The sequence below is a fragment of the Mycobacterium sp. IDUB_21 genome (assembly GCF_055419425.1).
This window is the reverse complement of record NZ_JBVAXQ010000001.1, coordinates 289095-314971: the sequence shown is the minus strand read 5'-3', so window position 1 is coordinate 314971 and position 25877 is coordinate 289095. Positions and strand designations below refer to the sequence as shown.

Annotated in this window: 25 protein-coding genes and 1 pseudogene; 10 read left to right on the top strand and 16 right to left on the bottom strand. The window is 66.3% G+C overall.

Features of this window, described 5'->3' with window-relative positions:
• Nucleotides 1-6: 6 nt before the first annotated feature.
• A complete protein-coding gene (locus ACZYY4_RS01510; protein WP_463807649.1) occupies nucleotides 7-927 on the bottom strand; it encodes a TIGR03619 family F420-dependent LLM class oxidoreductase in 921 nt (306 codons plus the stop codon).
• Nucleotides 928-981: 54 nt separating this feature from the next.
• Here ACZYY4_RS01510 and ACZYY4_RS01505 point away from each other — a divergent pair, with 54 nt between their 5' ends.
• From ACZYY4_RS01505 to ACZYY4_RS01480, 6 genes are all read left to right on the top strand, one after another.
• A complete protein-coding gene (locus ACZYY4_RS01505; RefSeq protein WP_463807648.1) occupies nucleotides 982-1602 on the top strand; it encodes a TetR/AcrR family transcriptional regulator in 621 nt (206 codons plus the stop codon).
• 32 nt (nucleotides 1603-1634) lie between these two features.
• A complete protein-coding gene (locus ACZYY4_RS01500; protein WP_463807647.1) occupies nucleotides 1635-3119 on the top strand; it encodes an aldehyde dehydrogenase family protein in 1485 nt (494 codons plus the stop codon).
• Entirely contained in the window at nucleotides 3116-3535 is a 420-nt protein-coding gene (locus ACZYY4_RS01495; protein WP_463807646.1) for a nuclear transport factor 2 family protein, read from the top strand. Before ACZYY4_RS01500 ends, ACZYY4_RS01495 begins: the two co-directional genes overlap by 4 nt.
• A 206-nt stretch (nucleotides 3536-3741) precedes the next feature.
• Complete coding sequence (locus ACZYY4_RS01490) at nucleotides 3742-4137, top strand: hypothetical protein (protein WP_463807951.1); 396 nt, start codon at nucleotides 3742-3744, stop codon at nucleotides 4135-4137.
• 96 nt (nucleotides 4138-4233) lie between these two features.
• Nucleotides 4234-5031 carry a VirB8/TrbF family protein gene (locus ACZYY4_RS01485; protein WP_463807645.1) on the top strand — a complete coding sequence of 266 codons (798 nt, stop codon included), beginning with the start codon at nucleotides 4234-4236 and terminating at the stop codon, nucleotides 5029-5031.
• Nucleotides 5028-5678, top strand: coding sequence for a twin-arginine translocation pathway signal (locus ACZYY4_RS01480; protein WP_463807644.1), 651 nt, complete (start codon nucleotides 5028-5030; stop codon nucleotides 5676-5678). Before ACZYY4_RS01485 ends, ACZYY4_RS01480 begins: the two co-directional genes overlap by 4 nt.
• Nucleotides 5679-5691: 13 nt before the next feature.
• Here ACZYY4_RS01480 and ACZYY4_RS01475 read toward each other — a convergent pair whose 3' ends face one another.
• The 13 genes from ACZYY4_RS01475 to ACZYY4_RS01415 form a co-directional block, all read right to left on the bottom strand.
• Nucleotides 5692-6159: a hypothetical protein gene (locus ACZYY4_RS01475; RefSeq protein WP_463807643.1), complete on the bottom strand. Its 468-nt coding sequence runs from the start codon at nucleotides 6157-6159 to the stop codon at nucleotides 5692-5694.
• Nucleotides 6160-6196: 37 nt separating this feature from the next.
• A complete protein-coding gene (locus ACZYY4_RS01470; RefSeq protein WP_463807642.1) occupies nucleotides 6197-6598 on the bottom strand; it encodes a hypothetical protein in 402 nt (133 codons plus the stop codon).
• 33 nt (nucleotides 6599-6631) lie between these two features.
• Nucleotides 6632-7132: an Rv2253/PknI dimerization domain-containing protein gene (locus tag ACZYY4_RS01465; protein ID WP_463807641.1), complete on the bottom strand. Its 501-nt coding sequence runs from the start codon at nucleotides 7130-7132 to the stop codon at nucleotides 6632-6634.
• 17 nt (nucleotides 7133-7149) lie between these two features.
• Entirely contained in the window at nucleotides 7150-8700 is a 1551-nt protein-coding gene (locus tag ACZYY4_RS01460; RefSeq protein ID WP_463807640.1) for an MCE family protein, read from the bottom strand.
• Nucleotides 8701-9864, bottom strand: a complete 1164-nt coding sequence (locus ACZYY4_RS01455; protein ID WP_463807638.1) for an MCE family protein — start codon at nucleotides 9862-9864, stop codon at nucleotides 8701-8703.
• Nucleotides 9861-11312, bottom strand: a complete 1452-nt coding sequence (locus tag ACZYY4_RS01450; protein ID WP_463807636.1) for an MCE family protein — start codon at nucleotides 11310-11312, stop codon at nucleotides 9861-9863. The genes ACZYY4_RS01455 and ACZYY4_RS01450 overlap by 4 nt, the downstream gene beginning before the upstream one ends.
• Nucleotides 11309-12403, bottom strand: a complete 1095-nt coding sequence (locus tag ACZYY4_RS01445; protein ID WP_463807635.1) for an MCE family protein — start codon at nucleotides 12401-12403, stop codon at nucleotides 11309-11311. Before ACZYY4_RS01445 ends, ACZYY4_RS01450 begins: the two co-directional genes overlap by 4 nt.
• A gap of 46 nt (nucleotides 12404-12449) precedes the next feature.
• Nucleotides 12450-13478, bottom strand: a complete 1029-nt coding sequence (locus ACZYY4_RS01440; RefSeq protein ID WP_463807634.1) for an MCE family protein — start codon at nucleotides 13476-13478, stop codon at nucleotides 12450-12452.
• The gene (locus tag ACZYY4_RS01435; protein WP_463807633.1) at nucleotides 13475-14746 is read right to left on the bottom strand and encodes an MCE family protein; all 1272 of its coding nucleotides are present in this window, start codon (nucleotides 14744-14746) and stop codon (nucleotides 13475-13477) included. The genes ACZYY4_RS01440 and ACZYY4_RS01435 overlap by 4 nt, the downstream gene beginning before the upstream one ends.
• A 93-nt stretch (nucleotides 14747-14839) precedes the next feature.
• The gene (locus ACZYY4_RS01430) at nucleotides 14840-16006 is read right to left on the bottom strand and encodes a thiolase C-terminal domain-containing protein (protein ID WP_463807632.1); all 1167 of its coding nucleotides are present in this window, start codon (nucleotides 16004-16006) and stop codon (nucleotides 14840-14842) included.
• Complete coding sequence (locus ACZYY4_RS01425; RefSeq protein ID WP_463807631.1) at nucleotides 16003-17262, bottom strand: Zn-ribbon domain-containing OB-fold protein; 1260 nt, start codon at nucleotides 17260-17262, stop codon at nucleotides 16003-16005. Before ACZYY4_RS01425 ends, ACZYY4_RS01430 begins: the two co-directional genes overlap by 4 nt.
• 28 nt (nucleotides 17263-17290) lie before the next feature.
• Nucleotides 17291-18496: a CaiB/BaiF CoA transferase family protein gene (locus tag ACZYY4_RS01420; RefSeq protein ID WP_463807630.1), complete on the bottom strand. Its 1206-nt coding sequence runs from the start codon at nucleotides 18494-18496 to the stop codon at nucleotides 17291-17293.
• Entirely contained in the window at nucleotides 18493-20013 is a 1521-nt protein-coding gene (locus tag ACZYY4_RS01415) for an aldehyde dehydrogenase family protein (RefSeq protein ID WP_463807629.1), read from the bottom strand. The genes ACZYY4_RS01420 and ACZYY4_RS01415 overlap by 4 nt, the downstream gene beginning before the upstream one ends.
• 217 nt (nucleotides 20014-20230) lie before the next feature.
• Between ACZYY4_RS01415 and ACZYY4_RS01410 the strand changes: the two genes are divergently transcribed.
• The 4 genes and pseudogenes from ACZYY4_RS01410 to ACZYY4_RS01395 all read left to right on the top strand — a co-directional run bounded on the left by ACZYY4_RS01410 (nucleotide 20231) and on the right by ACZYY4_RS01395 (nucleotide 23479).
• Nucleotides 20231-20950, top strand: a complete 720-nt coding sequence (locus ACZYY4_RS01410; protein ID WP_463807628.1) for an SDR family NAD(P)-dependent oxidoreductase — start codon at nucleotides 20231-20233, stop codon at nucleotides 20948-20950.
• Nucleotides 20951-20990: 40 nt separating this feature from the next.
• A complete protein-coding gene (locus ACZYY4_RS01405) occupies nucleotides 20991-21851 on the top strand; it encodes a mycofactocin-coupled SDR family oxidoreductase (protein WP_463807627.1) in 861 nt (286 codons plus the stop codon).
• 39 nt (nucleotides 21852-21890) lie between these two features.
• A pseudogene (locus ACZYY4_RS01400) lies at nucleotides 21891-22076 on the top strand (ferredoxin); the annotation flags it as partial.
• 62 nt (nucleotides 22077-22138) lie between these two features.
• A complete protein-coding gene (locus tag ACZYY4_RS01395; protein WP_463807626.1) occupies nucleotides 22139-23479 on the top strand; it encodes a cytochrome P450 in 1341 nt (446 codons plus the stop codon).
• 105 nt (nucleotides 23480-23584) lie between these two features.
• Here ACZYY4_RS01395 and ACZYY4_RS01390 read toward each other — a convergent pair whose 3' ends face one another.
• Nucleotides 23585-24769, bottom strand: coding sequence for an acyl-CoA dehydrogenase family protein (locus ACZYY4_RS01390; RefSeq protein ID WP_463807625.1), 1185 nt, complete (start codon nucleotides 24767-24769; stop codon nucleotides 23585-23587).
• Nucleotides 24753-25781 (bottom strand): acyl-CoA dehydrogenase family protein, encoded by a 1029-nt coding sequence (locus ACZYY4_RS01385; RefSeq protein WP_463807950.1) that lies wholly within the window; start codon nucleotides 25779-25781, stop codon nucleotides 24753-24755. The genes ACZYY4_RS01390 and ACZYY4_RS01385 overlap by 17 nt, the downstream gene beginning before the upstream one ends.
• Nucleotides 25782-25877 lie beyond the last annotated feature (96 nt).

Here is a 25877-nt window from a genome sequence, read left to right as displayed (position 1 = left end):
CCGGGATCAGCGGACTTTCGGCTTGATCTCCTCGATCACCCACTGCGCATAGTCGAGATACTCATCGACGCCACGCACTGACGGCAACGGCACGGCACTGACCGTCACACCCTGCTCGCCGAGCCAGCTCAGCCGGTCGATGATCTCTTGGCCGCTCATCCCCGATCGGGCATTCGGGTCGTCGCGACCGACGTGGCCTTCCCCGACCCGCGTGGTCGCCATCCCGTGCACCACCTCGAAGGGCCGCCCATCGTATTCCGGCTGGGATTTGATGAAGTCCAGGCGCTCGGCGATCTTCTCCGGCGGTGTCAGGAAACTCCACCACCCCGAGGCGAACCTCGCGGCCCGGCGCAAGGCCGCATCCGCATCGCCACCGATCCAGACCGGAAGATGAGGCTTGCGAACCGGCTTCGGCTCGAACGCCACCTCATCGAAGGAGACGTACCGGCCGTCGAAGCGCGGCGACTCGCTGGTCCACAGTTCGATGATCGCCGCCAGGTACTCGTCGGCGATCCGGCCACGCTCGGTGAAAGGCACTCCGAGGGCGTCGAACTCACTCCGGAGCCATCCCACTCCGAAGGTGACCATCATGCGGCCGCCACTGAGCCAGTCCGCCGTGGCGAGCGCCTTGGCGAGCACGATCGGCTGGTGCAGCGGCAGCACGGTGACGCACGAATTGAGCATGATGCGCTCGGTCGCACCGGCGAGGTAGGCCTGCGCGGCCGTCGACTGTAAATAGTGCGGGCCGGAGAGTTCCACATGTTCGGTGGGGATGACGAAGTGCTCCGGGACGGCGATCATGTCGTAGCCCCAGGCATCGGCGCACTTGGCCATCCGGGTCTGGTCGGCTCCGGTGACCCCGGCCTCCCAGGGCTGCATCATGGCTTTCAGCCGCAGCATGTGGGGCAGATTGAATACCAGCTTCATGTTGTCGGCGACTCTACAACAGTAGAGAGGTTGGGGGCTACACTGAGCGGAACCATGCGACGAAAGCCCAATCCAGATCAGCGCCGGCGCGAGCTCTGCGACACCGCCATCCGGCTACTCGCCGACGACGGCGTCAAAGGGGTCAGCCATCTCAAGGTGGACCGGAGGGCCGGAGTGCCCGATGGGACCACCTCGTTCTATTTCCGCACCCGGTCGGCGCTGCTGCACGCCGTGGCGATTCGGGTCTCCGAACTGGACCTCAAAGACCTGACGGCGGCGACCCGCGCGCAGCCGGTGTCGAGCACCGGCATGCCCGTCGAACCGTCCGGGTTGGCCACCCTGGTGATGCGCACGGCCACCGGGGCGAGGCTGGTCCGCACCAAGGCCCGCTACGAACTCGCGCTGCAGGCCGTCCGAGATCCGCTGCTCGACGAGGCATTCCGCAGCTACGGCGACCGGTTCCGCGCACTGATCACCGACGTGGTGCTGCGGTTGCAGGACCAGCCGGACCGGGCACTGGCAAATCGTCAGGCCTACGTCGTGATGATGTTCATCAGCGGCCTGATGCAGGCGTTCGCCGGCGGGGACCGCAGTATCCGGAGCGCCGAGGAGCTGGACGCGCTCATTTCGGGCATCGTCGCCGGAGTCGGCTCTTCCGCCGCTCTACGGAAATAGAGTAGCGTTACCGCGCAACGAAAGGATCTGCGATGACTGCGGTACAAGGTGATTCGGGCGTGCTGGCCGGCGAGACCCGGATGCTGGTGGACGGCGAGTTGGTGCAGACCAGCAGCGGGGCGACGTTCGACGTCGTGCACCCCGCCAGTGAACAGGTGGTCGGAACCGCCGCCGACGGGACTGTCGGCGACATGGAACGCGCGGTCGGAGCGGCCCGGCGCGCGTTCGACGAAGGCGAGTGGGCCCACGATCTGGATTTCCGCCTGCACTGCCTGATGCAGCTGCACGCCGCGCTGGAGGCCGACAAGGAACAGCTGCGACGCGTCCTGATCACCGAGGTGGGATGCCCGGTCACGGTCACCGGCAGCCAGATCGAGTCTCCGATCGCCGAGGTGAAGCATTGGGCCGATCACGCCCGCGCTTTTGAATACCTGGTGGACACCGGCTTGCACGACACGCCGCTGGGTCCGGCGCGCCGCAAGCTGCACTACGAGCCGATTGGTGTGGTCGGTGCGATCACCCCGTGGAATGTGCCGCTGTATCTCAACATCGCCGAGACCGTCCCGGCGCTGCTGGCCGGTAACACCGTCGTGCTCAAGCCCGCGCAGCTCACCCCGTGGTCCGGTAGCGAACTGGGCCGGATCGTGGCCGAGCAGACCGATATTCCGGCCGGCGTGTTCAATGTCGTCACCTCCAACGCCAACGAGGTCGGCGCGGCGTTGTCGGCGGACCCGCGGGTCGACATGATCACGTTCACCGGATCGACGGCTACCGGTCGGGCCATCCTGGCGGCCGGTGCCGCCACGGTGAAGAAGACACTGCTGGAGCTCGGCGGCAAGTCGGCACACATCGTGCTCGACGACGCGGACTTCAATTCGGCACTGCCGATGGCCGCGATGATGGCCTGTGTGATGTCGGGCCAGAGCTGCGTTTTGCCGTCACGGATCCTGCTGCCCCGCAACCGCTACGACGAAGGCCTTGCGGTGCTGAAGGCTTCGATGGAGAACTTCCCGATGGGAGATCCGTGGACCCCGGGCAATATGCAGGGTCCGCAGATCAGTGACACACAGCGGCGCAAGGTGTTGGGGCTGATCACCTCCGGCCTGGACTCGGGCGCACGGCTGGTCACCGGCGGCGGCATCCCGGAGCACCTGCCCGTCGGCTACTACGTGCAACCGACCCTGCTGGCCGATGTCGACCCCGACAGCCAGATCGCGCAGGAAGAGATCTTCGGTCCGGTACTGACCGTCACCCCCTACGACAGCGACGACGAGGCGGTCGCTATCGCCAACAACTCGATCTATGGACTCTCCGGTGAGGTCAGCAGCGCCGACGTGGACCGGGCCATGGCGGTGGCGACCCGGATGCGCACCGGCAACGTCAGCATCAACGGCAAGAGCCACTTCGGCATCAACAGCCCGTTCGGCGGCACCAAGCAGAGCGGCCTGGGATATCGCAACGGCACAATGGGTTTCACCGAGTACCTGCACGCCAAGACCATCGGGATGCCGGAATGACGGTTCCGGTCGGCGACCACCTGGAGATCTCCGCGCTGCTCTACCGCTACGCCCGCGCCGTCGATACCAAGGATTGGGCGCTGTACCGGTCGGTCTTCACCGAGGATGCCCTCATCGACTATTCGTCGGCGGGTGCCATCTGCGGTACCCGCGACGAGGTGGCCGATTGGCTGGCGGCCGGGTTCGCCGCGATACCGATGTCGATGCACTACATCACCAACATCGAGATCCTCGAACACACCGGTGAAACCGCCGCCGTGCGAGCCATGTTCTACAACCCGATGCGGTTACCGGCAATGGCCGACTTGAGCTACTGCGGTGGCTACTACCACCACGACCTGGTCCGCACCGCCGACGGCTGGCGCAGCCGCAACCTGCGCGAGGAGAACCTCTGGTTCACCAATCCTCCGGGTTAAATCGGCGGTCCAGCAGTAATCCGTTGACCTGCTCGGCCTGCTCGATCTGCGGGCAGTGGCCGATGACTCTTCTATGCCCACACACCCGGCGGAAATGATATTCTTCGCTGCAAAGAACTTGAGTCTTTGGCAGGGCGTCCACCGCCGGTGTGCGCACGGCAGTGGAGGAGCCCGTGAGAGCCCCTAGGCAGTCCGCCATATCGTTGATGGTCGGCGGTTTGGTGCTCGGAGGCGCGCTGGTGGCCGCGGCCCCGGCCGGCGCCGATGACGCGCACCGGGTCCGCTACTCGGTCAGCGCGACCGAGACGGCGCAGGCGCTGATCTACTACCGAGAGGTCCAGCCACCCAACTTCGCCGACTACAGCCACAACCCCTACCAGTACAGTCCGCGTGCCGATGTCACTATCGGGCCGAACCAGCCCTGGATATTCGAGACGACGCTGGCCGACCCACAGGACTGGGCGATGGTGGTGGTCACGCTGCCCGGGATGCATCCCGAATTGGCCTCGCCCGGGTTCGTCTGCGAACTGCGCATCGACGACGTCGTGGTCGCCACCGACGCAGGTACCAAGGGGGCGCTCTGCTCGCTCCGCTCCTGGTGAGAGCCCTGATGCTACCGTTTCGGTGCGGACTTGCGAGGGTGCTTGCCCGTGTGGGGGACCTTGCTCGAGCTGGGTGGGCAACGGACAGGAGAATGTATGCCGTCGTCACGTGATCCGGCGAAACCGGGCGGCCACGGAAAGCACGCCGCCAAGCGCGCCTCCAAGGATGCGCTGACGCTGGCGGAAGCCGAGGCGAAGGCCGCCGAGGCGACAGCGGAGTTGGCGCGCGCCCGCGCGGAGTTACTCAAGGCGCAGCAGGGGCCCGAAACGGAATCCACCCAAACGGTCGAGCTGGAAACCACACCGGACGTCGAACCTGCGGGCACCGAAGCCGACGAACCGGCGCCAGGCGCCGACGCCGTTGCCGTCGAGGAATCGGCTGAGCAACCACGCCGGTCCGTCGGTATCTGGAGACAACTGCGGTGGGTGGCGGCGACGCTGGCCGTACTCGCGATCGGCGGGTTCCTCGCCGTTGATGTGCTGATGCTGTCCCACCATCGCGATGTTGCACAGCGCCAACACCAATTAGGCGAGTACGCCGCGGCCGCCCGGCAAGGCGTGGTGACGCTGATGTCGCTGAACTACGAGACCGTCGACGACGACGTCAAGGCGATCCTGGACAACTCGACCGGTGAATTCAAGAAGGATTTCGAAGCGCACGCCGGCGACTTCACCAAGGTGGCCCGCGACTCCAAAACCGTCACCACAGTTGACACGGCGGTCTCCGGCGTGGAGTCGATGTCGGACAACGAGGCGGTGGTGCTGGTCTCGGCCACCACCAAGGTCACCAACAAGGCCGGGGCGAAAGAGGAGCCTCGCAGCTGGCGCCTAACAGTGCACCTGGCCCGCGAAGGCGACCAGGTCAAGATGTCGAAGGTGGACTTCGCGGCATGAGCGAATCCGACGAGGATGACGTGACACTCGAGGCGGTCGAGGACGAGTCGGTGATTGCTGAGGCCGACGAGGCCGACGAAGCCGACGAAGCCCGCGAACCTGCCGAGCTCCCGGCGGAGGAAGAGTCACCTGCCGAGCAATCCCAAGCCGGCCCGACGGTCTCGACTTCGCGCTGGATCGCCGCCACGCTGGGCGGGTTGCTGTTGGTGTCGGCGGGGCTGGCCGGCTGGCTGTACTTCGGTGTGCTCCGGGCGGATCAGCAACTCGGGCCCGCGGCCGAGCAGGCTGTGATGTCCGCTGCCGCCGACGGCGCGATCGCCGTATTGACCTACGCACCAAAGACGATGGAGCAGGATTTCGCCGCGGCCGAGAGCCACCTCACCGGTGACTTCCTGTCGCATTACACCGATTTCACCCAGAAAGTCGTCACCCCGGCGGTCAAAGAGAAGGAAGTGCAGACGATCGCCGCAGTCGTTCGCAAGGGCATCGTCTCGTTGCGTCCCGGCTTCGCCGAAGTGCTGATCTATCTCAACCAGACGACGATCAGCAAGACGAACCCCGACGGCTCCTACTCGATGAGCAGCGTCAAGGTCGGCTTGGAGAAGCACGACGGTAGGTGGCTGATCTCGTCCTTCGACCCGGTGTAGCCCGCCCGGCGGGCTACATCCGCACCAGAGCGAACGTCCAGGTGTTCACTCCGGCCGGGCCGTTGAAACAGCCCACGTCGAACCGTGATTCGACGACACCGGCCAGCGTGTTGGCATCCCAGGTGTAGGTGTCGCGGGTCGGCATCGACGGGCCGGCCGGGCAGTTCAGACCGTTGGGGTAGTCCGAGGTGAACGAATAATGGCCGTCCACCAGTTTGGCGGTGCCGCCGTAGTATCCCCGGCCGAAGAAATGCGGCCGGTCGAGCGCGTTCACCTGAACACAGCCGGCAGGCAGGTCATCGAACTTGCCCATCGTCTCGCACGGGTAGGCCGCCCATACCCAGGTGGCGTCGGTCCACCGGTTGGTCAGCACCTCATAGTTGCCGTAGCGCATGTCGGCCGCGGCGGGCGGCGCCCCGGCCGTGGCAACGGATGCAGCGGCCAGCACGCCGAGCGCTGCGCCGACAGTGGTTCGTATCATGGGCCGAACTCCCTCTACTTGCCAGACTGTTGTGCCGCTAGAGGTCTCCGCGACGCCACAACGCCTCGCCGTCGGCTACGCAGGTCAGGAACAGTCCGTCGGGTGCCTGCGCCACCTCTCCGGAGTATTCGTTGCACTTGCTGTTCTCCTCTTTGATGCCGTGCATCTCCGGAGAGCGGAACCAGCGTGGCTCGTAGCGGCGCGGCGAGGCGCAGTACACCAGCCTGTTCGGCACGGTCGAGGGTCCCCCGACAGCGGACCCGAAGACGAAGTAGGTGGTGTTGGAGCATGGCGCACCCAGCACGACATTCGGCATGATTCCGGGTGTGCATGCCGGGACATCGCACATCGGCACGTACGGGTCGGCAACCGAGGGCGCCGCGGGCGTCACGCCGGCGACCGTCCCGGCGGCAAGTGCCGCCGCGACAAGCGCTTTCATCACGCGTGTGTTTCGCATCATCTCCCCTACCAGCTAAAGCCGCTGCACGGTCAGCGGCAGGTGGATCACCGTGGGCTGGTTGCGCCCACAGGCTCCCGACACGCCGATCGTTCTGTCGTAGCCGACGAGCAGGTCGAGGTTGCGTTTGCTGTACTGGCCGTTGAGGTCGCTGCCCTGGAACTGGTAGCGCTGCCGGCCCGGCGAGGTGGAACCGTCCGGGCAGGTTTGCCAGTTCTCATGGAAGCGGTCGACGATCCACCGCGAGGTGCGGAATTCCAAAGGCGCGGTCCAGCCCTGGTCGCTGCTCACCTGGCCGGTACAGGCGTGCGCGTTCTGGCAACTGGAACTGAACGTCCACACCGATGAGACGGTGACTTCGTCCATGAGAACCTCGTTGGTCTTGGCCCACTCCCCGTTCGACGTGACCCGGTAGGGGCCGTTGAGCTCGAAGCCCAGGTCGGCGTGCGCCGGCGGTGCCGTCGCCAGGACAAGGCCGAGAGCCGCTGCGGCGACGGTCCATTCAAGTGTGCGCATGTCATGTCCTCCTTCGGCTAGGACGGCATCAGGTCGGTCCACGTCTTGGGGCCCGCACCGGGCACCAGATTCGTCTGCTGCTCGTAGCGCCCGTCGGGTGTCATGTACTTGCCGGTGTTGGGGTCATAGGGCACCACCGCGACCGACGGTCCCGGGTCGGTGTTCGCCGAGGGAGCCGCATCCGGTGCTCCCGGGGGCGGCGCCGGCACCACCGGCCGCGGTGAATCAGGTGAGGTCCCCGCCGGGGTGGCCCACGGCGGCAACGGGGTGCCTCCGGGTGGGGCGAAGATCCGGTCGTTGAAATCGACCCGGTCATCGATCGGGATGCCCTGCTTGAGCAGGTTCGGGTCGAACGGTCCGGGGCCGGTGAGGTGCTGACGCATCGCGATGGGCACGAACCCCTTCGGGTCGTCGCAGAGCTCGACCGTGGGCGCGCGCTTGCCCGGATGCTCGATACACGGGAAGTTACGGGCGCCACGCACCGACACCGGTGAGTCCTGCGGCAGCTTGCAGTACAGGCCGTCCGGGGTGTCGATCGTGGTGGTGTCGGCCGGGGAGCGCCAGGATGACGGGGGCAGGAAACCGACGGTGCACGGGTTCGGGTCACCGAAGGTGAGGGTGAAATCGCCCTGCGGCAGACCAGTCGGGTTGTTCTTGGGAAGACCGAACGACTGCTGTGCCGCAATGTATCCGGGCAGCAGCACCATCAACTGTTCCAGCGACGGGTTGTAGACCATCAACACCTGCCCGAGGGTGTTCAGGTTCGCCAGCAGGATCGGCAGGGTGGGCTTGATGTCCTGCATCAAACCGGACACTTCGTCGGCGAACCCGGGGCCGCGCTGCAGGATTGCACGCAACTGCGGGTCGTTGACGGCGACCTGTTCGGAGATCCCGGCCACGCTGCGCGCCCAAGTCCGGATCGCATCGGTGCTTTTTTCCTGGGAATCCAGTAGCGGCGCACCGTTGTCGATCAGCATGCGCACCTTGTCCGAGACCCGGTTGGCGTCACCGCTGATCGTGGCCGCCGAATCCAGCAGTGATTGGAAGTCGTAGCCGGCGCCGTCGAAGGCTTGGAACGTCTCGTCGAGCAGGCCGCTGAGCCTATCCTTGGGGATACTGTCGACCAGGGCACTGACCTGATCGAGCATCGGCCCGACCTGTTGGGGCACTTGCGCGTTGGACGCCGCGATCACCGAGCCGTTCTGCAGGTAGGGGGCGCCGTCGCTGCGCGGCAGCAGGTCGACATACTGCTCGCCGATCGCCGACACGCTGCGTACCGCGGCCACCAGGTCGGCCGGGATCTTCGTCGATCGATCCAGCGACAGGGTGGCACGCACACCGCTGCCGGTCAGCGCGACGTCGGTGACGGTGCCGACCTGCACGCCGTTGTAGGTGACGTTGGAGAATCGGTAGATCCCGCCGGTCTCCGGCAGGTCCAGCTTGACCGTAACCCGGCCGATCCCGAGCAGGGTCGGCAGCTGCATGTAGCCGAAGAGCATGGCTGAAACGCCGATCACCGATGCCACCAGGAACAGGATCAGCTGAATCCGCACAAAGCGTGTCAGCATCTATCCACCGCCTTCCGAGCTGAGCGCACCCGGTGGTGAGCCTTGGCTCGACGACTGCAGAAGCGGCTCTTGCAGCGGGTCGTAGGAATAATTCAGATACCACGGGTCACCGGGCGCCGGAACGAGTCTCGCGTCTTCGTCACCCCACTGCGTGCCGACGAACAGCGCCCGCTTGAGTCGCGGTTTGGTGAGGTCGAAGACGGCGAACAAGTTCAGGAAGTCGCCCCGCACGGCGCGCTCGATCGCATTGGGCCCGTAAGGGAAGGCCGAGGCATAGGCCACTGCCGAGTTGAGCTCGGGACCGATGTCGGCCAGCGAACGCAACGCCGGTTCGATGTGGATGAGGTCGGAGACCAGTTGGTGCCCCGAGTCGTTGACCAGCCCGGCCGACATGTCGCCGAACTGGCCGAGTTTGGTCATCGCGGTGACGAACTTGGGTCGCTCCTTGATCAAGACGTCGAGGGCCGGAGGAATCTTGTCCAGCGCACGCTGGATGGTGTCGCGCTGCCCGGCGAAAGTCGTGGCCGTCCGGTTCATCTCTCCGATGGCCTCGACGATGTTGTTCCGTTGTCGGTCCAGCGCGCCGGTGAAGTTGTCCAGCCGGACGATCAGATCGCGGATGTCGGCCTCGCGTCCCCCCATGGACGCGCTGAAGTTGTGGATGATGTCACCGATCTGACCGAGTCCGCCCCCGTTGACCAATACCGCCAGCGACGACAGGGTCTGCTCGGTAGACGGATAAGTCGACGAGTCGCTCAGTCCGATGGCGGCCCCGGACATCAGCCGCCCCGTCGGCTGCTGTCCGATCGGAGGATTGAGCGCCAGGTGCATCGAGCCGAGCAGGCTGGTCTGCCCAACTGTTGCGACCGCATTAGCCGGCACCTCGACGCCGGGGTTGACCGCGATGTCGACGTTGGCATGCCAGTTGCTGACGGTCATCTTGCCGACGCTGCCGATCACCACGTCGGAGAGCATCACCGGCGAATTGGATTCCAGTGTCCCGACATTGGCCAGCTCGACTGTGAAATGCTGCGCTCCGGAGCCACGGCCCTGAACGCCCGGCAGCGCCACCGAGTTCAGACCGCCGAAGGCGCAGCTCGTCGTGGTGCCGGCCACCAAGACGGCGACCGCAGCGCTGCGCCGCAGAGAACGTAGACCGATCATGGCGAGGGTGTCCCTTCCGCGGGCAACGGACCGGGCAACCCGGGCGGCGGCCCTGGCGGTGGCCCTGGCAGCAGCATCCCGTCGAAGGTGGTCGGGCTGGGCAGCGGCGCGCCTGGGATCAGCGGCGGTGTCGCCGCGGCCGGCAGTCCGTCGGGCACGTAGGAACCGCGCGGTTGCAGCGGATCGGTCCACCCCGGTGGTGGCGGGACGTCGCCATGCAATCCGGTGTAGGCCGATATCGACGGCTCCTGTTCCGGCAGGTTTCCCGGGGGCTCGGCGTGCGGCATCAATGCCGGGTCGGTGTAGATCAGCTTGTCGGGGCTGGCCGCCTTGGTCAGATACGGGGACGCAGCGAACGGGAGCCCGTTGAAATTCAGCAGCCGCATGGCCGGCCCGAAGTAGCCCTCGCACAGCTTGCCGGTCTCCATCGACGTCGCGTTGCCGATCGCGCCGGTCATCGTGCAGATCGCCTGCACCGGGTTGCTGAAGTTGGCGAACGCGAACGAACCCACCGGGGTCCCGCTGGTCACGTTGTACATGTTGAGTGTGTTGGCGATCGCGTTCGGGGTGATATGCAAGATATTGCGGATCGCAGTCTTCGAATCGACCAGCGTCTGACTGACTTTGGCCACGCCCTGCAGCGCCTCGGCGGTTTCGGCGCGGCTCCCCGCCACGAAATCCCGCACCGTGTCGATCGCACCGGCGAAGTCGGTGAGAGCTGCATCCAAGTTGGATCGACTGTCGTTGACCACACTCGTCAACGTGGCGAGCCGCGACTCGAACACCACGATCTGCTGATCGCTGTCACGTAGCGCCGTCACGAATGTCTGCAGGCCCGAGATGATGTCGACGATGTTGCCGCTGCCCTCGGCGAAGATCCGGGCCACGCCGGAGAGTTGCTTCAGCGTTTCGCGCAGTTTGGCGCCGTTGCCGTCCATCGCATTGGCCGCGCTGTCGATGAAGCGTGACGCCGAAGTTCCCGAAACACCGCTGCGCGGACCCAGTTCCGCGGCGAGCCGGTTCAACTGGGTCTTGACCTCATCCCACTCGACCGGGACCGCGGTGTGCTCGCGCGGAATCACCGCGCCGTCAGCCATCCTCGGCCCGTCACCGCGATGGTAGGCAGGGGTCAGTTGGACGAACCGGGCTGCCACCAGGTTGGGCGCGACGATGACGGCTCTGGCCTCGGCCGGGATCGGCACCTTGCGGTCGACCCGCAGGGTGAGCTTGGCCTGGCTGCCCTGCGGTTCGATCCGGTCGATGGTGCCGACCTTCACCCCGGCGACCCGGACCTCGTCACCGGGATAGATCGCGGTTGCGGTGGAGAAGTACGCGGTGAGCCGGGTCGGTTTCAGTACGGTCTGGCGGACCAGGATGCCCGCGCCCGCCAGTAGCAGCAGCGCCGCCAGGGCGGCCGCCGCGAGCTGCAGTGGTTTACGAGTCTTCATCGGGGCGGCAGGTCTCCTGGTTGCGGAATCCCATTGATCGGGAACGGCAGTTCGGCACGCGGCCCGGCATTGTCCGGAGGCTGCCCGGCGTCGACGCCGCGGCGGAAGCCGAAGATGTAATCCATGAACGGCTGGAGCAGCTGCGGCAGGAACAGGTTCGGAACATAGGCGCTGTAATAAGCCCCGTTGGACACCGTCTCACCTTGGGTGAGTTCGTATTTCGCCAAACCGGGCAGCGCCTTGGCGAGGTTGTCCCGGTTCTTCACCAAGATCTTGTTCAGCTCGATGATCTTCGCCAGCGTCGGTTTGAGCTGGTCGTTGTTCTGGGCGACGAGTTCAGACAGCTGACGCGACACCGCCGACGTGCTGACCAGCAGATTGACGATCGCCTGCCGCCGGGTGTTGAGCACATCGACGAGACTGTCGGCGTCCAGGATCAGCGAATTGATCTGCTGGCTGCGTTCGGAGAGCACACCGGTGAGCTCGGCGGCCGATTTCAGCAGGTCGGCAAGGCCCTCGTCGCGGCTGTTCACCGCTCGGGACACCCTGCTCAGACCGTCGAACGTCGGCCCCAACTGGGGAGCGATCTGGTCGATGGTGTCCGAAAGGGTGTCCAATGACCGGTTCAGCGACTCGGTGTCGGTACCGGCGGTATTGGAGGTCAGTTCGCCGACCACGTCGACCAGCGAGTACGGCGACGACGTGCGAGTGAGCGGGATGATTTCGAGCGGGTGCATCTTGCCGCTGCCCGCCGGCTCCACCGTCAGCACCCGTTCGCCGAGCAACGACCCGGTGCGGATGTGCGCGGTGGTCTGCGAGCCCAGCGGGTATTTGCCGGCCAGCGTGAACGTCACCAAAGCGTCGCCGTTGTCGAGTGCGACGTCGGTGATCGAGCCGACCTTGATCCCCGACAGGGTGACGTCGGCACCGGTGCTCAGGCCACCGGCTTCGGCGAACCGGGCCTGGTAACGCACGCAGGTGGCCCACTGGATCAACTGCTCGGGCTGCAGCCCGATCGCGACGACGAAGGCCACGACCACGATGCCGATCAGGCCCATCCTGCTCAGATGGCTGCCATGGTATTTCAGCATCGACGGGTCTCCCGCCGTACCGGCGCAGCACCGGCCACCACGCCGCTCACTCGGTGTCGCTGCATCGGCCCTCCTCCGCTTTGATCCAGGGGAACACCGCGGTGCGGCCCTGGGTATCGCTGACCCGGATCTGGACAGCACAGAGGTAGTACTGGATGAACCCGCCGTACGCCCCGAGCCGGATGGCCTTGCGGTAGTTCTCCGGCGCCTTCTGCAACGACATGTCCAGGCCGGCGAGGTCGGCGTTGATCGCGGTGGTCAATCGATCGACCTGAGTGATGGTGTTGGTCAGCGGATCGCGGGCGTTACCGAGCAGATCGGCCAGCGACGCGGTGCCGCGGTCCAGGGCCGTCACCGCGGTCCCGATCGGGTCGCGGTCGGCCGCCAATCCGGCGACCAGCTTGTTGAGTCGATCGATCGCCCCGGAAAACCGCTTGTCGCCGTTGGACAGGGTGGCCAACGTCGTGCGCAGTTGGTCGATCAGGGACTCGATCACTTGGTTGTTGTCGGCCAGGGTGTTCGAGAACGACGACGTCCGAGACATCAATGAGTCGATGGTGCCGCCCTGACCCTGCATGATCTGGATCAGCGATGCGGTGAGCGAGTTGACGTCGGTTGGATTCAGTCCGCGGATCACCGGCTTGAGGCCGTTGAGCAGCAGGTCCAAATCCAGTGCGGGCGCGGTCCGCTCCAGTGGGATCTGCGAGCCCACCGGCAACAGCCGGGTCGAGCCCGGCCCGTCTGTCAGTTCCAGGTAGCGGTCGCCGACCAGATTCAAGTAGCGCACCGAGGCCTGGGTGCCGGTGGTGAGCGAAATGTTCCGGTCGGCCTGGAATTTCACCAGCACCGTGCCGTCCGGTCGCAGCGAGACGCCGCCGACCGTGCCGACCCGGACTCCGGCGACCCGCACGCTGTCCCCGGATTTCAGCCGGGAGGCGTCGGAGAAGACCGCCTGGTAGCCCACCGTCGGTCCGGTCCGGACCTCGGCGAAGATCGCGAACAGGAAGATCGTGGCCAGCACCATCACCACGGCGTAGATGCCGAACTTGAGCAGGGGGCCGAAGGAGCGTGTCATCCCGGCATCCCCACCTGGGCGCTGTTGCGCGGCGGCCCGCCGATCGGCCCGAACAGCGCCTGCTTGAGGCCATCTGAGTTGAGCAGGATGCCCTGGTTGCCGTATTCATACGGGTTGGCTCCGACGTCGGCGATCAACGCGGGCACCCGATAGTCCGGCGGTACGTCGGGCAGGCCGAGTTCTGTGCAGTAGGAGCGATCGGAGCGGGCCGCCACCTTCGGTAGGTGGTCGGGGTAGCGGTAGCGTTCCTTGGCCAAGGTGAAGCTGGCGGTGATGATGATGCCGGGGACGTGGAACGGTGGCGAATTGGCGAAGGGCACCAAGCCGCCGATCGAACAGCCGAGTTCCTCGTGATACTTGTCCAGCAGTTGAGCAGTCGGCTCCAGCACCTGCGTCAGGTCGGTCAGGACCTGCCGGTTGTCCCCCAGCACTTCGTTGCCGGTATCGGCCAGGCCGATGGCGCTCAGCAGGAAGGTGTCCAGGCTGTTGCGCTCTTGCACGATGCTCTCGCTCATGGTGGTGACGTGCCCGAGGGAGGCGGTGAGATCCGGTGCCGCGTCGGCATAGGACCGGAACACCGGGGCCATCGTGGCGGCCTCGTGCTCGAGCGTGTTCAGGCTGGGCTCGATCTCGGCCAGCAGCTTGTCGAAGTCGGTGAGCGCCTGCCCCAGTTTCTGCCCGCGTCCGTTGAACGCCGTCGAGACGGCGCTCAGCGTTTCGTTCAGCTTCTTCGGGTCGATCTTGTCCAAGACCCGGACGAGTTGCTGGAATACCGTATTGATCTCGACGGTGACGTGTTCGCCGGCCAGGATCTGCCCGGCGTGCAGCCTGGTCGCCTCCGGATCCGGCGGCGCCACCAACTCGACGGACTTGGCCCCGAACACCGTCGTGGAGGCGATCCGGGCGGTGACGTTCGCCGGAATCAACCGCAGTTGGTCAGGTTGCATCTCCAGGCGCAGGACCGCGGTGCCGTCCGGCCGGGGATCGATGGACCCGACCTTGCCCACCTGAACCCCGCGCAGCTTGACCTTGGCGTCGGGATACATCACCAGACCAGCCCGCTGCGACAGCACCGTGACCGACACCGTGGGAGTGAAGCTGCCCCGGAACATGCCGATCGCCAGACCGACGACAGCCGCGATCGTCACGATGGTCACCAGCCCGACCACGGGCCGCAGGTAGGCCGGGGGCTCCCGCCGCGCACCGGTGGGCCGATGCCGTCCCGCGGCAGAGCCCCGCTGGGCCTGGTCGTCGATTTCCCGGTCCATCGGTGGATCTGCAGTCGCTCCGAGAACCATTACCCCGCCGTCACCGAGTTATTGACGCAACCGTCAAGATCCGTGGGCATCGGCCCGGCACCGTTAGGCTCCACCGCCGCCCCCTTCCACGATGGTGACCGCCGACACCGCAGTCGGGCCCCCGATGTTGTGCGCCAAGCCAATCCGGGCTCCATCGACCTGATTGACCGCCGCACCGCGCAACTGCTCGAAGAGTTCTACGCACTGTGCCACACCGGTGGCACCGGGCGGGTGGCCTTTGGACTTCAAACCACCGCTGGGGTTCACCGGCAGCGCGCCGCCGACGCTGGTCACCTCGGCCTCCAACAGCTTGTAGGCCTCGAACCGATCGGCGAATCCGAGGTCTTCGTAGCTGATCAGTTCGACCCCGGTGAAATAGTCGTGCACCTCGGCCACATCGATGTCGGCCGGTGTCAACCCGGCCATGGCGAACGCCTGCTTGGCGGCGCGCACCGTCGCCGGAAACGTCGTCATATCGCGCTTGTGCTGATGCATCACCGAGTCCAGTCCCAGCCCGACCCCGCGGACCCATACCGGTCGATCGGTGAAACGGTCGACCACGTCCTCGGCGGCCAGCACCAGGGCGGCCGCGCCGTCACTCTGCGGCGCGCAGTCGTAGACGCCGAACGGCGACACCACGGTGGGCGCATCGAGGGCTTGCTCCATCGTGATCTCGAAGCGCAGCCGCGCCTTGGGATTGGTGACCCCGTGCCGGTGGTTCTTGACCGCCACCATCGCCAGGTGCTCCCGGGTGGCCGGCGATTCGTGCAGGTAACGCTGCAGATGCAGGGCGAAACCGGCCGGGGCGACCAAGCCGAGCGGGTAGTCCCACGCCATGTCGCGGACCGCACCCTCCCAGGCCCACAGCATGTCTTTGGTGGCGATCTCGCGCAGCTTGTCCGCGCCGATGACCAGTGCGACGTCAACCGCCCCGGAGGCGACTCCGAACAGTGCGTTGCGGACCGCGTCGTTGCCCGTGGCGCAGGAGTTCTCCACCCGGGTGACCGGCAGGTCCGGCAGCCCCAGGGTGTCGGCCAGGATCCCGGAGGGAAAGCCGTCGGTGGTGCCCAGCGCCCCGAACCAGGCCGCCTGCACATCGGTCTTCGCCAGCCCCTTGTCGACACTCGCAGCGCACTCGGCGAACGCCATCGGCAGCAGATCCTTGATGCCCAGCGCGAAATGCTCCCGGAACGGTGTCATCCCGGCGCCGACGATGGCCACGCGTTTCATGCGACCGCCTCGGGTTGCTCCGACGGGTCGAACGGTTCGAAGGCATATCCGTAGTCGGGCACCCCGGAGCGCATCGCGATCCGGCGCAGCACCAGCCGGCCCCGGTCGCCGATCCAAGCGCTGCCGGCGGGGGCTCCCGTCACCTTCACCAGCGCACGGATCGCGACGTCATCGAGTTCGACGATCACCAGCGAGTACGGCGTCCGTAGGCCCGGCACCGGCAGGTGCACGCTGACCTCGGTGTAGACGGTCCCGGTACGGGGTAGTTCGACCAACTCGTAGCTGGTGCTCAAGGTGGAGTCGTCGTCGACCCGGTAACGCGGCGGGAAGTCGAGTTCGTCGCTGTCGGGATGCTTGCCCGCCTCCCACCGCACCTTGGCCTCGAAGGCACGCTCGTAGGCCGCCAGCGAGATCGGCAGGTCCGGTCCCGGCGTCATCACGCTCGGCGGTACCGGTCGAGCCACCAGTTCACGTCGGTGCACCGCGACTTCACCGGCGGCGACGTTGATGCCGGACAGGTTGGCCTGCTCCACCGCGACCAATGGTCCCTCGGTCTGTGTCTCCGCCAGCACCGCCAGCGCGAACAGCCCCGAGCTGGCGCCGTTCGTCGGCAGCGGCACCGGCTCGCCGCTGCACAGGGCAACAGCGCGCTCGTGCTCGACACCGGCCAGCATCACCGGGGTGTCGGCCCATGCCTGGGCGAGCGATGTCACCACTCCCCGCTCGTGCAGCAGCCGTGGGTCACCGTAGTCGTGCACCACCCCGACCGCATTGCGGGTACGCACCGGCAGGCTGCGGGCGATCCGGGCCGCGGTGCGGATTCGCAGGCCGCACATCCCGTCGCTGGCGGTCAGCACCGCGACCGCACCGGCCCCACACGGCGGTCCCAGCTTCGCCTCTCCTCCGTCGAGCCTCGCTGAACCGCCGGCCGGATCCAGATCAACACCGATGACCAGGGTCCGCGGCCGCGCCGAACTCAGCGCGTCCAGCGCGGCGGGCGCACCACCGAGTCGTTCGACCACTTCCAGTTCGGGATCCAACCCCAAGCCCGCCAGCAGCACCGCTGCGTTGCTGCTCTCCGTCAAAGGCAGGTCGCGACTGACGACCACAAGCCGCTCCACCGCACCGCCCGCGGACAGCGCCGCACGGCCGGCCTCGACCGCCAGGGTGATCGCGTCCTCGTCGTCACCGGCCAACCGCCGCAGGGGAGTTCCCCAGCACGGCAGATAGGTGCCAATCGAAGTTACGTGCGGCATCTCGATTCCCCTGCAGCTACCCGATGGCCTAGGTGACCGCGCCGACGGTCTTGAGTTCGATGATCCGGTCCCAGTCCAGGCCGAGGTCGGTCAGGATCTCGTCGGTCTGCTCGGCGAATCCGGGGGCCGGGCCGGTGTCCGGGGCGGTGACGTCGAACTGGACCGGGCTGGCCACCAATTCGAGTTCCCCCGCCCGGACCAGGTACTCGTTGGCGCGGATCTGAGCGTCATCGGCCGCCTGCAGCGTGTCCTGGACCGGCGCCCACGGCCCGGCCAGCGTCGCGAAGCGTTCGCTCCACTCGGCCAGGGGGCGCTTGGCCATCGCCGCGGTAAGCAGTTCCACCGCCGCCGGGGTGTTCTTGGCGATGTCCTCCGCGGTGGCGAACCGCGGGTCGTCGATGTGGTCCTCGAGTTCCATGTGCCGGCACACGTCGGCCCAGAACTTGGTCGGCTGCATCATCACGAACGAGATGTAGCGGCCGTCCGAAGTGGCATAGAGGCCGGTCAGCGGGTTGACCGGTGAACCGTGGACGCCCGGCACCGGGGCTTCCATCCGCTGGTGAAGGTGCGTGGTCAGCGCCACGGTGTGTCCCATCGCCCACAGTCCGCTGCCCAGCAGCGAGACGTCGACCACCGAAGGCTCACCGGTGCGCTCCCGTTTCAGCAGCGCCGCCGCGATCCCACCGGCCAGGTTGGTACCGGAGATCGTGTCGCCGTAGGCGGGCCCCGGCGGTGCGATCATGCCCTCGGTTCCGGGCGGGGTGATGGTGGCCGCGGTGCCGGCCCGGCACCAGAAGGCGGTCATGTCGTAGCCGCCCTTCTCCGATTCGGCGCCGCGCGGACCCAGTGCGCTGCCGCGGGCGTAGATGACGTTCGGGTTGATCGCCCGGATGTCGTCGACGTCGATGCCGAACTTGCGCCGGTGCGCCGGAAGGAAACTGGTCAGGAACACATCGGCGCGACGGGCCAACTCGTAGAGCACTTCCCGGCCTTCCGGTACCGACATGTCCAGTCCGATACTGCGTTTGCCGCGGTTGGCGTGTTCGATATTGGGGTTCGGGTCGCCCTCGACCTTCAACTGGCCGGTCTGGCGCAACCCGCGCTGTGGGTCTCCGGTCACCGCATGCTCGACCTTGATGACCTCGGCGCCCCACTCCGCCAGCACCGCGCCGGCCGACGGGACGAAGCCGTACATCGCGACTTCCAGGACGCGAATGCCCTCCAGCGGTCTCATTCGGCCGCTCCGGCGGGTGCGGCGAACGTCTTGCGCTCCAAGAACTCGTCCAGCCCGGCGACGCCCATCTCGCGGCCGATACCGGACTGCTTATATCCCCCGAACGGGGCGTCGGGGCTGAAGTAGTTGCCGCCGTTGATCGAGAACGTCCCGGTCCGGATCCGGCGGGCCATCGCCACAGCACGATCCTGGCCGCCGAAGATCCCGCCGGACAGCCCGTAGATCGAATTGTTGGCGATCCGCACCGCCTCGTCGTCATCGTCGTAGCCGATCACCGTCAGCACCGGCCCGAAGACCTCTTCCTGGGCGATCTCGGCATCCGGGTCGACGTGGGTCAACAGCGTCGGCGTGTAGAAGAAGCCGGGGTCGACCTTCTCCCCGCCGGTCACCAGGGTGGCGCCCGCGGCCACCGCCCGCTGCACCATGCCGTCGACCTTGTCGCGCTGCTTCGCGCTGATCAGCGGGCCCATGTAGGTCTTGGGGTCGGTCGGGTCCCCGTAACGCACGTGGGAGAAGTTGGTCTTGATCAGCTCCACGATCTCGTCGTGGTGTTTGTTGGGCACCAGCAGCCGCGAGGTCAGAGCACAACCCTGCCCGGCGTGGGTGACCATCGAGAACGCGGCGAAGACCGCGGCGGTGTTGAAGTCGGCATCGTCGAGCACGATGGCCGCCGACTTGCCGCCCAGCTCCAGAAAGACCCGCTTGAGCGTGCCGCTGGCGGCAGCCATGATCGCCCGCCCGGTCGGGGTGGACCCGGTGAAGGTCACCATGTCGACGTCGGGATCCGTGGTCAGCACGGCGCCGACCGCCGGGTCCGACGAGCTGAGCACATTGACCACTCCGGCCGGAATGTCGGTGTGGTTGGCGATCAACTCACCGAGTGCCAGCGTGATCAGCGGGGTGTCCGGAGCGGCCTTGAGCACCAGCGTGCATCCGGCGGCCAGCGCGGGCGCCAGCTTGGCCAGTGCCAGCTGGTTGGGGTAGTTGTAGGCGATGATCGCTCCGACGACGCCGGCGGCTTCCTTCTCCACCCAGCGGTGGTGCAGCATCCCGCGACTCTCGATGTTGCCGAGGTCTTCGGTCATCGGATAGTTCTTCAGCAGATCGGCGTAGTAACGCACGATCGCGATCGGTCCATCCAGCTGTGCACCCTGGATCAGCGCCGCCGTGGCCCCGACCTCGGCGATGGTGAGCGCGGCCAGCTCGTCGCGGTGTTCGACGAGCGCCTGGTGCAACTGGTCCAGGCAGCGGACTCGCAGTGCGGTGTCGGTGGCCCAGTCGCCTGCGTCGAACGCCCGCCGCGCCGCCGCGACGGCCGCGGTGGCCTGCTCCACACCGGCCTCCGGGGCGTAGCCCAAGACTTCGCCGGTAGTGGGATTGAGCGAGGCGTACGTCCGATCCGCGCCCATCAGCTTGCCGTCGATCAGCAGTCGGCGGGCGGCAGGCTGCTGCTCGGTGGCCTGCCTGGCCGAGAGACCACCATCGGTGATGGTCTCGGCCGTTTCCTGCGAACGCATGCAAGCCTCCCGCCGGGTAACTACATTCTCATGTGCGGCGAATCATACATCTCGACGAGGAGAACTCAAGCGGAGTACGAAACCAATCCGGACGGCGGCTCGGCGTCACCCCGGGAGGCTGATTCAGCATCATCGCTGCTGGGAGCCGTTCGAGCGAGCCTTGCCAGAAACAGTTGTACGAGAGTACGATTCTCACACCTTGGAAAGGGGATTCTTTGTGAGCGAGACGGGCCTCGTTAGGACGGCTGTCGTGACCGGGGGCGCCTCGGGTATCGGCGCGGCGGTGGTGGACCGCTTGCGTGCCGCCGGCCATCGGGTGGCGGCCATCGACCTCAAGCCGGGCGACAAGAAGCTCGCCTTCGCCGCCGACGTCACCGATCGCGGGCAGATCGACGCCGCGCTGACGCAGATCCGCGAACAACTGGGCCCGGTCGAGATCCTCGTCAACGCCGCCGGGCTGGACGGTTTCAAGAAGTTCAGCCACATCAGTTTCTCCGACTGGCAGCGCGTCATCGACGTCAACCTCAACGGCGTCTTTCACACCGTCCAGGCAGTGCTGCCCGACATGGTGGAGGCCGGTTGGGGGCGCATCGTCAACATCTCCTCGTCGAGTACGCATTCCGGCACTCCTTATATGGCGCACTACGTCGCCGCCAAGTCCGCCGTCAACGGGCTCACCAAGACCCTCGCCCTGGAGTACGGGCCGAACGGGATCACCGTCAACGCCGTGCCACCGGGCTTCATCGACACCCCCATGCTGCGCAACGCCGCAAGCCAGGGATTCCTCGGCGACATCGACGACAACATCGCCCGAACCCCGGTGCGCCGGATGGGCAAGCCCGAAGACATCGCGGCGGCGTGCGCGTTCCTGGCGTCCGAGGAGGCCGGTTACATCACCGGGCAGATCCTGGGCGTCAACGGCGGCCGTAACACCTGACATTCGCCACTCCAACCGTGCAATAACGAAAGGAACAGCTGTGGGACGCGTTGCCGGAAAGGTCGCATTCATCACCGGAGCAGCCCGCGGGCAGGGCCGCAGCCACGCGCTGCGACTGGCCGAGGAGGGCGCCGACATCATCGCGGTCGACCTGTGCCAGGACATCGAGACGATCGGCTACCCGATGGCTCGGCCCGAAGATCTCGAGGAGACCGCCAAACTCGTCGAGAAGACCGGGCGCGGCATCGTCACCGCGCAGGCCGATGTGCGCGATGCGGCGGCGCTGAAGACAGCACTGGACGCCGGTATCGCCGAATTCGGCAAGCTCGACATCGTCGTCGCCCAAGCCGGTGTGGCCGGCATGAAGGGCAACCCGCCGCTGCAGGCCTGGATCGATGTCATCAACACCAACCTGGTCGGCACCATCAACGGCATCCAGGTCGCGCTGCCCCATCTCGGCGAGGGCGCGTCGATCATCGCCACCTCGTCGGCGGCGGCGTTGATGGACGCCCACCAGAAGGCGAATCCCGGTAACGACCCGGGCGGGATGGCCTACATGACATCCAAACGCCTGATGGCACAGTACGTTCACGACCTGGCGACCGAGCTGGCGGTGCGAGGCATCCGCGCCAACGTCATCCACCCGACCAACTGCAACACCGACATGCTGCAGAGCGCGCCGATGTACCGGTCCTTCCGGCCGGACCTGGACAACCCGACCCGCGCCGACGCCGAACCGGTGTTCTACGTGCAGCAGGCGATGAAGGTGCCGTTCATCGAACCCGAGGACATCTCCAACGCGGTGCTGTGGCTGGCCTCCGAGGAGTCCCGCTACGTGACCGGTATGCAGTTGCGGGTTGACGCCGGCGGATACCTCAAGTGGTACGACTACCACGTCTGATCGTGAATCACCGAGATCGGGACGTTCGATAGGAGCAGCATGAAAGTTTGGGTTGACCCGCAGCGCTGTCAGGGCCACGGCCTGTGCAAGATGATCGCACCAGACTCCTTCGATCTCGACGACATCGATGGTCATTCCACGGCGGTGAGCGAGAACGTCGTGGCCGGCCAAGAGGAGTTGGTGGTCGAGGCCATGCGCTCGTGCCCCGAGCGCGCCATTCTCGTCGACGGAAAGGACTCCACCGGCCAGGCCGCATCCGGTGCGGGGCAGCCAGATTGGACCGCGAAGTGAACGAGCAGAAGAAGCAGCGCCACTACCATTTCGACCGCCACGCGCCGGAATACCGTGATCGATTCCTCGATATCACCGACGAAATGCAGTCCAAGTGTCCGATGGCGTGGAGCGACACCTACGACGGCCACTGGGTGGCAGCCGGCGCCGCGGAGGTTTTCGAACTGGCCCGCTGCCCGCACGTCTCCAACGACCACGACATCAACAATGAGCGTCGCGGGTACAAGGGCATCTCCATTCCGCCCGCGAAGCGCGCCCAGAACCGGGGTGGCGTGCTCGAGATGGACGGCGAAGAACAGCAGTTCTACCGCGAACTGCTCAACCCCTACATGTCGCCGGCCGCCATCAAACGGTGGATTCCGCTCATCGACGAGATCACCCGTGCCGCGATCAACGAGAAGATCGAGGACGGCCACATCGACTTCGTCGACGACCTGGCCAACGTCGTGCCGGCCGTCTTCACCCTGGCGATCCTCGGTATACCGCTGAAGAATTGGACGATCTACTGCGAACCGGTGCACGCGGCGGTGTACACCCCCGAGAACGACCCGGACTCGGTGCGCGTCGCCGATATGCACCGGCAGATGGGCATGGATCTGGCCACCAACTACTTCGAGGTCAAACAGAATCCGCGGCCGGGCATCGTCAACGCTCTGGCCCAGGCCGAGCGGAACGGCGAACCGATTCCCGACCTCGACGGACTCTCGATGGTGGGTGTGGTGATCGGAGGCGGATTCGACACCACCACCGCGTTGACCGCTCACTCCCTGGAGTGGCTGGCCGAGCACCCGGATGAGCGCGAGCGTCTCAGTCGCGAACGCGAGAAGCTGTTCAGCCACGCCACCGAGGAGTTCCTGCGTTACTTCACACCGGCCCCCGGTGACGGCCGCACCTTCTCCGACGACGTCGAGGTGGCGGGGGTGCAGGTCAAGGAGGGCGAGCGACTGTGGCTGTCCTGGGCGATGGCCAACCGCGACCCGTCGGTGTTCGATGAACCCGACCGCCTCATCATGGACCGGAAGGGCAACCGGCACTTCAGCTTCGGCCTCGGCGTTCACCGCTGCATCGGCTCGCACGTTGCGCGTGCCGTGTACAAGTCGATGATGCTAGCGGTGCTCGACCGGATGCCGGACTACCGCTGCGATCCCGACGGCGCAGTGCACTACGACACCATCGGTGTCATCCAGGGCATGCGGCACCTGCCGGCCACCTTCACCCCCGGCAAGCGGATCGGCCCGGGACTGGACGAAACCCTGGAGAAGCTCCAGCGGATCTGTGACGAGCAGGAATGCGCCCGCCCGATCACCGAACGCAAGGAATCCGTCGTCATCGACTGAGTTTTTCGCCGCCCACTGTGCGGTTTCGTACGCGACACACCGCGGGGTGCGTACGAAACCGCACAGTGGGCGGAGTACTTGGTGGGTTCTTCGCCGCGGCGAGTTTCAGCCGCGGGGCAAGCCCAGAACCTGCTGGGCGATGATGTTGCGGTGGATCTCCGAGGTCCCCCCGGCGATGGTTCCCGAGAAGCTACGGGCATGGCGCTCAAACCAACTGGCGAAGTAGCTGTCGAGGTTCATCGGCGCATACCGCCCCGAATCCGCCGGATGCACCAGCCCCGACACCCCCGCCGCATCCAGCGCGTGGCCGGAGGCGAACATCTCGGCTTCGGAGCCGAGCAGCTTGAGCACCGACAAGGCGGGCACGTCCTCCTCGCCGCGGGCGGCCCGGGCCAGCGCCCTGGAGCCGAGTAGACGCAACGCCTGATAATCCATGACGGCCGTGGCGAATTGGTCGCGCTGCAACGCTCCGTCGGGGTGGAAGTCGGCGATGATGTTGTCCAACCGGTCGGCGAAACCCAGCCACATCATGGTGCGTTCGTGGCCGAGGGATCCGTTGGCCACCCGCCAGCCGCCATGCAGTGGGCCGACCAGGTTCTCCCCCGGCACCCGCACATCGGTGAAGAACACCTCGTTGAAGTCTTTGTCGTCGATCCCGCAGATGGTGGGGAACGGGCGACACACCACCCCGGGGGTGTCGGTGGGGATCACCAAGACGCTGATGCCCTTGTGCTTGGGCGCATCGGGATCGGTGCGCACGAACGTCAGCAGCACATCGGCGTCGTGCGCCCCCGAGGTCCACACCTTCTGGCCGTTGACGATGAAGTCGTCCCCCGCGGTGCCGTCACGGTCCGCCCTGGTCCGCAATGACGCCAGATCCGAGCCGGCGCTCGGCTCGCTCATCCCCAGCGATGCGGTGATCTCAGCACGCAGAATCGGTACCGCCCAGCGTTGCTTCTGCTCATCACTGCCGAATGAGAGCAGCGACGCCGCAATGATGTTGACACCCTGCGGATTGAAGCTGTGAAAGATCCGGCGGCGGCACAGTTCGTCGGCGTGAACGAACTGCTGCAGCAGGGTGGCGTTGCGGCCACCGAACTCCGGCGGATTCCCGGGCAGTAGCCAGCCGTTGTCGAACAGCAACCGCTGCCAGCGGCGCGCCCACTCCGGCATGTGCGACACCGACCGCGGACGCTCCAACGTGTCAGCCTCGGCGGGCAGATTCGCTTCGAGGAAGGCCACGAACTCGGCGCGGAACTCCTCGACCTCGGGATCAAAGGTGAGCTGCAAGGTACTCCTCAGCGATGGCCGCGCGGTGTTGCGCGGCGCCACCCAGCATCAACTCGCCGGCTTTGGCCCGCTTGAGCGCGAACTGCAGATCGTTCTCCCAGGTGAAGCCCATCGCACCGAAGAGTTGTAGCCCGTGCCGGAAGACAACCGATTGACATTCTCCGGCCGCCGCCTTGGCCATCGCGGACGCCATCCGCCGCCGCGGGTCGTCGGCAGCGATCGTCAGCGCCGCGAAATACGCCAGCGCACGGGCACGTTCGATCGCGACGTGCATGTCGGCCGCCTTGTGCTGCACGGCCTGGAATGAGCCGATCGGCACTCCGAACTGCTGACGACTGCGTACGTGTTCGAGAGCGAGATCGAGGATGCGCTGGCAGGAGCCGACCATCGTCATCGCCATGCCGGTGAGCGCGACATGGCGTGCCCGGTCGACATCAACGCGCATCCGGGCGCTGTCGGGCACTTCGACTCCGGCGAACGACACATCGGCCACGTGCAGCGTCGGGTCGAACACCGAGGCTTTCCGCGTCGTCACCGCGGCGGCGTCGACCACGAACACCCCGGCGTCGGTGACCACCGCCAGCCGATCGGCGCGATCGCCGTCCAGCACGTTCAATGCGGTCCCGTCCAGCACCCAGCCGGCGGCATTGCGGTGGGCGGCCACTCCGCCGAGAACGGCCGCCCCGGTGGAACCGTCCGGGCGATGGTGCTCACCGACTAAGGGCGCGAACTGCGTCATGGTGGCCAAAAACGGCGTGGGATCGGTGGCGCGGCCCAGTTCTTCGAGAACGATCGCCAGCTCTACCGCGGTTTCGGGCTCGTGCAACTCGGTCCAGCCCAGATCGACATAGACCTTCCACAGGGGTGTGATCAGAGACTCGACCGAATCGTCGGCTCCGCCCACCGCGCCTTCTATGACGCTGCGCACCAGCGAGGGCGTGCACTGCTTGCCCACCACGTCGCGCACTGTGCCCTGCCACAGTCGCTGATCCTCGTCGAACTCCAACAGCATTGCAGTCACCTCCTCCACCGACCGATCGAGAATAACATTCTCGTTAGCGAATGTAACGATCTCAATCTGAGATACCGTGCTGCCACACCGTATCGC